Consider the following 11,226-nt stretch of genomic DNA (forward strand, 5'->3'; position numbering starts at 1 on the left):
GGGCAACTCGCACTCGCTCTCTCCACGCTGTGTCGCAGTAGCGCATTGGAGACGCCGAATTCATATAAGTTCTATCAAGAACGGAACACTACACTAGTTGTATCCCAAGAACGCGATATCGGTCACGTCTTGCCGGTCATTCAAATTCTCCATCAGCACCTCGGTCGGTGTCCGTCTCCAAGAAATGGCCATTGGATCGGGGTCCTTAACCGCAACCGGTGCGACGGCGTAGCAAGGCCGGGATACCAGCTCCGGCCTCGTTTCGCTGCCCAAGTGAGCTTCGACTATGGTCATGACTTCTCCTATTACTGAATCCGTAGAAGGTCTAAAGCGGATTTCAATTTGCCGCCGACATCGGCTTAAACGTCGGATTCGCCGCCATGCCCACATTGCGACGACCGAGTCAGTGCAAGCCTCCGCCCCGTAATGCGGGAGCCTGGCCGGAATCCCTTCATCAACTCTCGCAGGTCTGCCGAAATCATTGCCGACTTCCTTCGAGCCGACACGGAACCCGGCTGATATGCAGTTGCAAGACTGTAGTAGTCCTTGGCCGGCTCATCACAGCGCAGTTAACACGAGTCGGCTAATTGAGGATGTGGAGCGGGAAGTGCTGGCGCCAGCCTTGACTCCGTAACGACGCGCCGCCATCGCGTCAGCTCGGACTCTACTTTTGCCATCAGCGCCGCCGGACTGCTTGGCTCCGCCGTCGCACCATAACTTTCAAAACCTGCAATGACGTCTGGGTCTCGCAAAACTTCGTTCAATACCAGATTTAGCTCATCCACCTTAGCGGCGGAAGTGCCAGCAGGCGCGAACAGCGCGTACCACTGTGTCAATTGCACGCCAGAAACCCCCGCTTCAGCAAGGGTAGGAACATCCGGCAAACAAGAGAGGCGTTGCGGACCGGCAACCGAAAGCGCATGAAGGCGCCCGGCCCGTAGCGGCCGATACGCAGTGAGCAGGCTAGAAAACATCACCTGTGTGCGCCCTTCGATGGTGGACGCAATTGCCGGCGCAGCGCCGTCAAAGGTGAGAGAGCGCATCGAGGTGCCAGTGGCAAGCTGGAAGAGTTCCGCACCGAAATGAGGCGGTGTGCCGTCGCCTGCGGACGCGTAGCGCAGCCCATGTGGCTCTTGTTTCAAGCGGGCAATCAGAGCCTCCACGTCAGCCGGCACGTTCGACGGATTTGCCACCAACAATATCGGAGATGACCCAATGAGACCTATCGGCGCGAAGCTGCGGAGGGGATCGTACCCAACCTTCTGAAGTGCGGGGTTCATCGCATGTGTTCCCACGTAGCCAAGTAGCAATGTATGCCCATCGGGGACCGCTTGCGCAACATACTCGCAGGCTATCCCTCCGTTAGCACCGGCCCGGTTATCGATGACCACCTCTTGCCCTAGCAGCCGCCCGATGCGGGGACCGATGAGGTGAGCCACAGCGTCATTGCCACCGCCTGCGCGTGTAGGAAGGATGATTTGCAAAGGCTTCGCTCGCGATCCCACCGAAGGCTTTGCCATTGGCTCGGGCCGAGAGAAAACGTAGTCGGGCAGATGAAGTTCACCAGCCATGATTTTTCGGGCCGTTCTGACAAGCGCTGCATGAGTCACTTTTGTGGCATCACCCTCCCCCTCCAGTTCTACTTCGACTTCGATCCGCCCAGCAGGATGCAGCACCACGAGGGCATGTCGGCCAGAGTGCCTTGCGTTTTGGCTCGCGACGGTACCCGACAATGCGAAGGCGCTGGCCACGCCGATAGCTCCCGTAACGGCATGAGAGGCATGGCACTTGCGCGGAGTGAAGTAACGCGATGTGATGCTATCCCGCGAGTCGCCCGGGCTAACCAACACTGGCTTCGGAATGACGCTGTCAGACACATCGCCGAGACCCATCAGCAGGCCGGCTTGCAATCGCAGCGTCTCCAGTCGCGACAGCAATGCTGCATCACTGTCAAGCGTGGCCGGTGCTTCACGGCCGCTGACGCCCAGGTCGCAGGCCCGGACAATCATCAGCGGCATGGCCGCGTCGATGCAAGTCACCTCGACGCCGTCGATCACATCGATGCGGTTTCCCGTTGGGAATACTTGACCTGTCACGGCACCCCAGGCATCCAGAAAATCAAGCAAGATCGGAGCGCCGGTTCCAGCGACGCCGTCGATGCGGGTGTCGCCGTCATAGGCTATCCGTCCATCCGGCGTACGTACGGTCACGTCAATTCGAGCGCCAGTATTGACGTTATGCACGCGTACGCGAGTCGTGTCGCGCTCGACCTTGACGAGACCCTGCTCGATGGCAAAAGGCGCGACTCCTGACAGCATGTTGCCGCAGTTGGGGCGTGTATCCACCGAGCAATTCCCGACTCCCACCTGTACAAAAAGATAGTCCAAGTCACAATCGGGCTGCGTGGACCGTGACACAATGGCCACCTTGCTGTTAAGCGTGCTGCCGCCTCCAACGCCGTCAAGTTGCAAGGGGTCCGATGCTCCGATAGCGCCAATCAACGCTTGGTCACGCTCCTCATCGCTTTCCGGTAGCCATTCGCGCAGGAAAAACGGTCCGCGAGAGGTGCCGGCGCGCATCAGGACACAGGGAATAGTTTTACTCATCTCAGTCCGCCTTCAACTTCGCCGCCTGCACGACCGCCTTCCATTTCACTTGCTCCTGTTGCATAAAAATTTGCATTTGACTCGGCGTCATCGTCGCGACCTCCGCGCCCTGGCCTTCCAGACGTTGAACAACGCTTTTCTCCGCCAGCGCTTGGTTGAGAGCCTTGTTTAACGCTTCTACGACCGGCATTGGGGTATTGGCAGGCGCGAAGATCCCATACCACTGCGAAACGTCGACATCATTAATGCCCTGTTCTTTTAGTGTGGGGACGTTCGGCATCAATGCAGAACGCTTGCTGCCCGCGACGCCAACTACCTTAAGCTTGCCACCCTTTACATAAGGAATGGCCGTAAAAAGACTTGGAAACATCACTTGTGTCTGGCCTGCTATGGTGTCGTTGATAGCAGGTGCAGACCCCTTATACGGAACATGAAGCATGTCGGTGCCCGTGGAGAGCTTGAACATCTCGGCGGCAAAGTGTGGGGCGGTCCCATTGCCAGCGGATGCGTAGCTGACCTTGCTTGGCGTCGCCTTCAGCAGAGCCACGACAGCCTTCGCATCGTTCGCCTTCACCCCGGGATTGAGGACCATCACCGTCGCCGACGACCCGACCATTCCGACCGGCACGAAGTCCTTAACCGGGTCGTAGCGCAGGCGCTGCAGTGCAGGATTCATCGCATGGGTGGCGACGTATCCAAGCAGGAGCGTATAACCGTCGGGCGGGGCTCGCATGACGAACTCGCTGGCAATTGCGCCGTTGGCGCCGGCCTTGTTGTCCACCACAACGGTCTGCTTGAGAATTGACGACATGGCTTGCGCAACCACACGTGCAATGGCGTCGTTGGCACCTCCTGCAGCAGTGGGCACGACCAACGTGATTCGCTTGTCCGGGAAGGCGCTCCAGGCACCGGGGCTAGCCATGGCGGCCGCGACGGCGAGACTGCCGAGGAAAAGTCGTTGGGTAATCCGCATCTGTCTGCTCCCATTGGATATCGTTCGATCTAGGGCCTCTCCGCCCGCAAACGTATCGTCATACTTTTCTGACACCTATGGAATTGCATAATTGAGAACGGTTGATGCACACTATGGATCAGTGACGACGACGCAAGGCACACCGATGACCATCAATTTCAACCTCAACGACTTACAGGCATTCCGTGCAGTTGCCGAGTTGAACAACTTCCGGAAGGCGGCCGACGCACTGCATATTTCGCAACCGGCCTTCAGTCGCCGAATCGAAAAACTGGAAGAAGCACTGGGTGTCCGCTTGCTGGATCGCACCACTCGACGCGTTAGCCTCACATCGGTGGGGCGGGAGTTCGACCGCAAGCTACAACAGATTCTGGATGACCTGGACCAGACACTGCTTGGCATACGAGGGGTAACGACCACGCGCATGGGGGAAGTGACTATCGCCTGCGTGCCTTCAACGGTCTATTACTTTTTGTCGCAGGTCATCTCGCGCTATCACGAGCGCTATCCGAAGATTCGCGTCAAGCTACTTGACGCCAGCGCAAACGAGGTCTTGTCCGCGGTATCGTGCGGTGAAGCGGACTTCGGACTCAATTTCGTGGGCAACCAGGAGCCGGAAATCGAGTTTCGCCCCCTTCTCGAAGAGAGATTCGTGGCGGCATGCCGGCGCGACCACCCACTCGCAAAGCATCGGCGCGTCAAATGGGCAGACTTGGCCGAGTATGACTATATTTCTGTGAGCAAAGCATCCGGCAACCGACTGCTGTTAGACCAAGCGCTATCCAACGTATCCGGCCTCCCATACAGCATCTATGAGACTCAGCACGTCACAACAACGCTGGGACTAGTCGAAGCTGGGCTCGGCGTTGCGGCTGTGCCTTCGATTGCCATGCCTGGTCCGGACCATCCGCTACTCGTAAGCGTTCCGCTGACCGATCCCGTCATTACGCGCAATATTGGACTCATTCGTCGCAAGGGGCGTTCGTTGCCGCCCGCGGCACAACAACTCTATGATTTCCTCAGCGAAATGAAGTCAACCCGGGGCAAGCGCGGGAGCCGCCGCGCATAGTTGCGAGCGGCGGCAATAATTCAGCGCGGCGACGGACCGGCCATGACCACGGACGGCGTATCGCCCGCCTCCAGTTTTTCCTCCGTGAATGGGTAGTTCGATGACAACTCGCGCTTCAGTACTTCACGATCGCAAGCTTTTTCCCACATCGAAACCACGATACAGGCGACGACGTTACTAATCGTACTCGTCAGGGCACGGGCCTCGGACATGAAGCGGTCAATGCCCACGATAAGAGCGACGCCGGCAACGGGAAGGTCCGGCATGACGGTCAGCGTAGCGACCAGCGCCACGAATCCGCTCCCGGTTACCCCCGCTGCGCCCTTTGAGGTCAACAACATGACGCCGAGCATGGCAGCAATCTGATGCCAGGTCAGGTGGATGTCGCACGCCTGGGCAATAAACATCGACGCAAGCGTCAGATAGATAGCGGTGCCATCCAGGTTGAAGGAGTACCCTGTCGGAAGTACCAACCCGACGACGCCCTTCTTGCAGCCTAAGCGCTCGAGTTTCAACAACAACCGAGGCAGCACCGGCTCGCTTGACGATGTACCCAGGACGACAAGTAGTTCTTCCTTGATATAACGTAGCAACTGCCAAAGTCGGAACCCATGCAGGCGACACAGGATACCGAGTACCACTACGACGAAGAAGGAACAGGCAACATAGAAGGTCCCAATGAGGAGCCCCAAAGAACCAATCGACTTGATTCCATAGCGTCCGACCGTGAAAGCCATCGCCCCGAAAGCCCCGATGGGTGCCACCCGCATGATGACGCCAAAGACGGCGAAAAGCATGTGGGAGAAGCCATCGATGGTGTCCAGTACGGGACGAGCCGCGGACCCAATGCGCGAGAGCCCGAAACCGCACAACACCGCGAGCAACAGGACGGGAAGGACCTCACCTTGCGCGAACGCCCCGACGAACGCATTAGGGATGATGTGCAATGCAAAGTCGGCAAAGCCGTGGATATGGATGTCGCTGGCAAAGCGCGCCGCAACACTCGCATCGAGCTGCTTCGGGTCGATGTGCATACCTGCGCCGGGCTGCATCAGAAACACCGTGGCGAGACCGGTTAGCAAGGCAATTATGGTCAGTACATAAAATAACCCCATCGACTTCAGCAGAGTCTTTCCGATCTCCTTGGTATCGCTAAGCGACGTAATGCCGGTCACTATCGTACAGAACACGACCGGCGCGATCATCATCTTGACCAGCTTGACGAACCCATCGCCGAGCGGTTTGAGGGATGCACCGATATCTGGCCAGTAGTGCCCGACAGTGATGCCGAGCATCAGTCCGATGAGCACCTGGACGTATAAGTGCTTGAATGGGCTCCGTAGTTTCACAACGGTGTCTCCTTATATTATTGCGACCGGCATGAAAATTGCCGAAATTTTCGCCAAGCGGGTTGATCTTTCAACGCCGGCTTGCAAGCACGCGGTCGACCATCACGCCAGCCTGCCCCAAGCTATTGGCGGGGTCGCACATCGCCTCGAGTTGAGATCGTGTGACATGTCCGCTGATTTCCGGGTGAGCCGCGAGTATGTCGATCAATGGCCGGTTTTCCTCGATGGCCTTGCGGCACAGGTCATAGACCAGGTCATGCGCATATTCCCGGCCGATGTACGGTCCCAACCCCATCATCACCGCTTCGGACATCACAAGCCCGTTGGTCATATCGATGTTGGCGCGCATGCGGTCGGCGTCTACTTCAAGCCCTTGCAGGACAAATTTCGCCTGTTTCAATGCGCCGGAGATCAGGCAGAAGATTTCGGGCAACGACACCCATTCAATCTCCCACGGCCCGGTGGAGCGCTCGTGGTCAGCGACCATCGCATCCATCAGCGCCGCTGCGTGCTGGCGCGCCACTGAAATGTTCGCGTGGATGTATAGGCACGAAATGGGGTTGCGCTTCTGCGGCATGGTAGACGACGAGCCGCGCCCGGGCGCGAATGGCTCGAACACCTCCGCCACCTCCGTCTGCATCATCAGCTTTACATCCATGGCAATCTTGCCAAGCGATCCACCGACGAGACCCAGGAAGGCACCAACCTCGGCTACGGTGTCGCGTACCGTATGCCAGGAGATGAGCGGCTGCGCCAAACCCAACTCCTTCATCAGCGCGGCTTGCGTCTCCATAGCGCCCGTCTGCAGGGAAGAAAGCGTACCGGAGGCGCCGCCGAACTCTCCCATCAGTACACGCGGCTTAAGCTGCTGCAACCGCTCGCGGTGACGGTCAATGCCAGCCAGGATGCTGGCCATCTTGTAGCCGAACGTAATCGGCGTGGCTTGCTGCAAGTTAGAACGGCCGATGACTGGGGTGTCCCGATAGGTCTTCGCTAGCTTAGCGAGCGCCCCCGCAATGTCGTCCAGATCCGCCTCGATTAGTGCGAGACCCTCACGCATTTGCAGCACAGCCGCAGTGTCAGTGATGTCCTGGGTCGTGGCTCCCCAGTGACAGAACTCACCGAGGCCGTCTCGGCAGTTCTGGTTAATCTGGTTGACCACCGCGATGATTGGATAGCCGATTTGCTCAGTTTTGGCTTTGAGCTTTACCCAGTCAATCTGCGAAAGTTCGCAGTTGCGCACGATTTCGTCGGCGGCCTCTTTCGGGATGATACCGAGTTCGCCCTGCACCTTTGCCAAGGCGCGCTCGATGTCAAGGTACTTGGCGGTCCGGTTCTCGTCCGACCACACCTCGCGCATGCGTGCATCACTGAACATGTCGCCAAAGATGCGCGAGTCAATAATTGTGGAAGCCATAATGTTCTACCTCTGCTTAATCTTGTCGAATGAGTCGACGGATGGAGTCGGATTCACACCGCATTGTCCGAACGCAGTGCCGTAATCTCGTGGGAGGCGTATCCGAGTTCCGCAAGAATGGAGTCGGTGTGTTGACCAAGGGCAGGGATCGGGTCCATACGCGGCCCTTCGTTCCAAGTGCCAGGCGGCAACAGGGCCGGCAGCGTGCCCTGGGGCGACCCAACCTCAGTCCAGCGGCACCGCGCTTTGAGTTGCGGATGTTCCCAGACCCCGTTCATATCGTTGACACGGGCATTGGCAATCTGCGCGATTTCCAGCCGCTCCACCACCTGCGCGCCGGTCAGGGAAGCGAAGGCGTCCACGATAATCTGCCGCAAGGTTGTGCGCGCAGCCACCCGCTTCGAGTTAGAGGTAAACCGCGGATCCTCGACAAGTTCGGGCTGCTGCAGCACTTTCAGGCAGAAGCTCGCCCACTCCCGTTCGTTCTGCAGACCCAGCATCACCGTGACGCCGTCGCCTGCAGGGAAAGGACCATACGGATAGATAGTGGCGTGACTTGCGCCAGTGCGCGGCGGCGGCTCTGCGCCGTCGAACGCATAGTAAAGCGGGTAGCTTGTCCACTCCGCCAGCGATTCAAGCATCGAGATATCGATACGCTGACCGCGCCCGGTCTGACCGCGCTGGAGCAGCGCGGCCAGAATATTGGTGTAGGCATACATGCCCGCGGCAATATCGGCGATGGACGGTCCAGCCTTGCAGGGTTCCTCAGGGGTCCCTGTCACCGACACGAAGCCGGCCTCGCTTTGAATCAGGAGATCATAGGCCTTCTTGTCCCGATAGGGGCCTGGATTGACCGGGTCATCGCCGTAGCCGGAAATGTCGCAAACAATCAATTCCGGCTTGACTGCGGAGAGCCTCTCATAGCCCAGTCCCAAGCGGGCGGCCGCCCCGGGCGCGAGATTCTGCACCACGACGTCCGCCTTATTCATGATGAGACGCTCGAGCACGCCAGCAGCCGCCGGATGCTTGACGTCCAGCGTCAAGCTCTCCTTCGAACGATTGGTCCAAACGAAATGCGACGCCAAGCCGCGCACCCGTTCGTCGTATCCGCGAGCGAAGTCGCCCACGCCCGGCCTTTCGATTTTGATGACACGGGCGCCTAGATCGGCTAGCTGACGGGTCGCGAACGGCGCCGCGATAGCATGCTCAAACGTAACGACGGTGATGTCTTTAAGTGGTTGCATCGTGAGAATCCGGGAGGCAAATCAGCGCAAGACGGCAGTGGCGTCCATGGTCAGGCATCCTTCATGGTCCGACGCCCAAAGATGAATGGTCTTGCCATCAGCCTGAGGCTGCCCATTGACGTGGAAGGGTTGCAGGTCGAATGTCGGACGCACTGCGCGAAAGCGGAAGCTCACCACGTCAGCTTGCGGCAGCTCGCGCCGAAGCAGGTCCAGCAGCAGCGTCGCGATAAGCGGTCCGTGTACGATGAGGCCTGGGTATCCTTCTACTTCCGTCACATAGCGGCGGTCATAGTGAATGCGGTGGCCATTGAATGTCAGCGCCGAATAGCGGAACAGCAGTACATCGTCCGGCACGATTTGGCGCCGCCAGGCCGCTTCAGAAGGCGCCGCTTGGGGTGTGGCGGCAACATCACCCGATTGCTGTGCCTCGCGATAGACGATGTCATGAAACTCCACGAGCGAGGGCTCAAGGAGCCCTTCGACGCACACTTCGTGACGGACCTTGACGAAGACCAATTTGCCGGTCCTGCCCTCCTTGGTCGAGACGTCATCGATGGTCGAGGTGCGCACAACGCGGTCGCCCACCCGAAGCGGAGCACGAAATTCAAACTGGCCACCAGCCCACATGCGACGTGGCAGTGGCACGGGAGGCAGGAAGCCACCACGCTTTGCATGACCATCCGCATCAATCTCGCTCTGTCGGTGCATGGGAAGAAAGTAAAGCCAATGCCACAGCGGCGGCAATGGCGTACCAGTCGGCTGCGGTGCCACCGGATAGTCCAGCGTGGCCCGCAAAGCAGTCACCGGCACCGCGGTAATCGTATCTTCGTGCTGCTCCCTGCGTCCGATCCATGTCCGCGGGTCCATTGCCTGTTCGTTCACTGCTCTCTCCTTGCTGTCCGTGCCAGAGCGGCACATGCACGCGAATTGATTTTGGTCTCCCCGCTGAAGGGAGGGAAATGCATAGTTCCTATGGATTGATCTGCCTGTTGCATCAATCGAGTGCCCGTGCAGCAGGTCCGGGTTCTTTAGAAGCGGTGTCGCAAGCCGATACCGCCACCGACCTTGCTGCCCTTGACGCCCATAAAGGAAGGGAGCGCGTAACCGCCATTGATTCGGTTGAAGTCAACCTCAGCGCAGACATCGGTGCGCTTCGACAGGTTGTAGTCGGCAACACCCGTGACCATAATTCGGCTGCCATCGGTGTTGCGTTGGCGGTCGTAGTGTGACGTCACCGATAGTGTTAAGGCTTGGGTCGCAGATACCGCGATGCCGCCTGTAAAGACGTCATTGCGGGTCGGGCTCACGTCAAAGCGGTTGTTTAGGTAGCCAAAGGTTAATTTGACGATTCCCCACTGATGGTTGCCGCCCAGTCCCCATACCTTTCTCGCCTCGGGAGTCTGCAACGCATTGGCCTGTTGCCAGAAGGCGCCTACGTCGACCGGACCTCTGGTGTAGCCAAGCAAGATCCCGTAACTGGAACTGCGCTTCGTTTGGCCAGACACTTGTGTGTCTGCCCACGTCTGAACCCTGTACTCCGGAAACGGACCATTGCCGTCAGTCAGAAGACGGAGGACATAGCCGTCCGGCGATTGCAAGGATCGGCGCTTCGAGCGATGTCATGGCGCGGCGACCCAGCGGCCCATCGGCTTGGCAAGGGAGCGAGGTACGGGAAACGTCCTGCTTGAATGGGCGGACGACGTCGCCCAGCGGCGGATGGTCCGCCACACAGCCGCCACACAGCGCGGGAATGCTGCCAGCGTGACACTCAGTTGGTGTATGACATTTCCTCCGGCATCGGGACGCACCTCCCGACTTCGCGTTCGAGACGGCGACCCGGGATGGCTGTTTCACTTCGGAAGCTGCCGTAGCGCGTGCTTCAGGCCGAAGGGCAGGTGTGGGTCGGGCAGAGACGGTCGCAGGCCACCGTCAGTTACTGCCCGACCTGGGATCCCACCTGCGCGGCCTGATCCGCGACAGCTACGCCGACTTCGGCCAGACGCTGGCCTGCGCGAAGCTGCGCGAGCGGCACGACACCAGGATTTCGCCAGCCTTCGTGTGCCGGATCATATACATGCCAGACGGTTGCGCGGCTGATGCAGCAATCCCCGGTGCTACGCGACGGGCGCCCGCCTGGCGATCGAGCCAGTTGGCGATATTCGAGACCGTGTCCTGATAGAACGTGTGATAGAGCCCCTCTGTCACATAGCCGATATGCGGCGTAGCCAGAACGTTTGGCAAGACGCGGAACGGATGATCGGGCGGCAGCGGCTCATGGTCATAGACGTCGATCGCCGCGCCGGCTATCGCACAGCGGCTGAGCACATCGACCGGATCCTTCTCCACGACGATGGGCCCGCGCGAAGTGTTAACCAGCCGCGCGGTCGGCTTCATGAGCGCAAGCTCCGGTGCGCCAATCAGGCCACGCGTGCGCTGGCTGAGAATCAAGTGAATCGACACGATATCGGCGGACGAGAACAACGCTTCCTTGGATACGCACTGCACGCCGTGTGCGGCCGCCTTTTCGGGCGTCAGGTTCTGGCTCCATGCCTGCACCTGCATGCCGAA

Annotated in this window: 10 protein-coding genes; 1 reads left to right on the forward strand and 9 read right to left on the reverse strand. The window is 59.1% G+C overall.

Translation table 11 applies throughout. The features are described from left to right. Positions 1-93: 93 nt before the first annotated feature. The 3 genes from RM96_RS23775 to RM96_RS23785 all read right to left on the reverse strand — a co-directional run bounded on the left by RM96_RS23775 (position 94) and on the right by RM96_RS23785 (position 3,579). Positions 94-294 (reverse strand): hypothetical protein, encoded by a 201-nt coding sequence (locus RM96_RS23775; protein WP_039014171.1) that lies wholly within the window; start codon positions 292-294, stop codon positions 94-96. Between the two features lie 275 nt (positions 295-569). Beyond that, the gene (locus RM96_RS36445) at positions 570-2,606 is read right to left on the reverse strand and encodes a 4-oxalomesaconate tautomerase (protein ID WP_052279707.1); all 2,037 of its coding nucleotides are present in this window, start codon (positions 2,604-2,606) and stop codon (positions 570-572) included. Between the two features lies 1 nt (position 2,607). Then, positions 2,608-3,579 carry a Bug family tripartite tricarboxylate transporter substrate binding protein gene (locus RM96_RS23785; protein ID WP_039014172.1) on the reverse strand — a complete coding sequence of 324 codons (972 nt, stop codon included), beginning with the start codon at positions 3,577-3,579 and terminating at the stop codon, positions 2,608-2,610. A 145-nt stretch (positions 3,580-3,724) separates the two neighbouring features. Here RM96_RS23785 and RM96_RS23790 point away from each other — a divergent pair, with 145 nt between their 5' ends. Continuing rightward, positions 3,725-4,648, forward strand: a complete 924-nt coding sequence (locus tag RM96_RS23790) for a LysR family transcriptional regulator (RefSeq protein WP_039014173.1) — start codon at positions 3,725-3,727, stop codon at positions 4,646-4,648. Positions 4,649-4,668: 20 nt separating this feature from the next. Here the strand turns inward: RM96_RS23790 and dctA are convergent, their stop codons facing one another. The 6 genes from dctA to RM96_RS23820 form a co-directional block, all read right to left on the reverse strand. After that, entirely contained in the window at positions 4,669-5,997 is a 1,329-nt protein-coding gene (gene dctA, locus RM96_RS23795; RefSeq protein WP_039014174.1) for a C4-dicarboxylate transporter DctA, read from the reverse strand. Between the two features lie 70 nt (positions 5,998-6,067). Then, a complete protein-coding gene (locus RM96_RS23800) occupies positions 6,068-7,414 on the reverse strand; it encodes a class-II fumarase/aspartase family protein (RefSeq protein WP_039014176.1) in 1,347 nt (448 codons plus the stop codon). A 53-nt stretch (positions 7,415-7,467) separates the two neighbouring features. After that, positions 7,468-8,658 carry a CaiB/BaiF CoA transferase family protein gene (locus RM96_RS23805; protein ID WP_039014178.1) on the reverse strand — a complete coding sequence of 397 codons (1,191 nt, stop codon included), beginning with the start codon at positions 8,656-8,658 and terminating at the stop codon, positions 7,468-7,470. Between the two features lie 21 nt (positions 8,659-8,679). Further along, positions 8,680-9,525, reverse strand: coding sequence for an FAS1-like dehydratase domain-containing protein (locus tag RM96_RS23810; RefSeq protein WP_039014180.1), 846 nt, complete (start codon positions 9,523-9,525; stop codon positions 8,680-8,682). 161 nt (positions 9,526-9,686) lie between these two features. Continuing rightward, the gene (locus tag RM96_RS23815; protein ID WP_274520224.1) at positions 9,687-10,163 is read right to left on the reverse strand and encodes a porin; all 477 of its coding nucleotides are present in this window, start codon (positions 10,161-10,163) and stop codon (positions 9,687-9,689) included. Between the two features lie 475 nt (positions 10,164-10,638). Further along, positions 10,639-11,226 (reverse strand): NAD(P)-dependent oxidoreductase (locus RM96_RS23820; RefSeq protein WP_274520225.1); only part of this gene is annotated, 588 nt, incomplete at its 5' end.

The organism is Cupriavidus sp. IDO (assembly GCF_000812465.1).
GTDB lineage: Bacteria > Pseudomonadota > Gammaproteobacteria > Burkholderiales > Burkholderiaceae > Cupriavidus.

Bases quoted from the DNA above. Each gene is read 5' to 3' on its own strand.
- RM96_RS23775 (WP_039014171.1), bottom strand. From the start codon at position 294: ATGACCATAGTCGAAGCTCACTTGGGCAGCGAAACGAGGCCGGAGCTG.
- RM96_RS36445 (WP_052279707.1), bottom strand. From the start codon at position 2,606: ATGAGTAAAACTATTCCCTGTGTCCTGATGCGCGCCGGCACCTCTCGC.
- RM96_RS23785 (WP_039014172.1), bottom strand. From the start codon at position 3,579: ATGCGGATTACCCAACGACTTTTCCTCGGCAGTCTCGCCGTCGCGGCC.
- RM96_RS23790 (WP_039014173.1), top strand. From the start codon at position 3,725: ATGACCATCAATTTCAACCTCAACGACTTACAGGCATTCCGTGCAGTT.
- RM96_RS23800 (WP_039014176.1), bottom strand. From the start codon at position 7,414: ATGGCTTCCACAATTATTGACTCGCGCATCTTTGGCGACATGTTCAGT.
- RM96_RS23805 (WP_039014178.1), bottom strand. From the start codon at position 8,658: ATGCAACCACTTAAAGACATCACCGTCGTTACGTTTGAGCATGCTATC.
- RM96_RS23810 (WP_039014180.1), bottom strand. From the start codon at position 9,525: ATGGACCCGCGGACATGGATCGGACGCAGGGAGCAGCACGAAGATACG.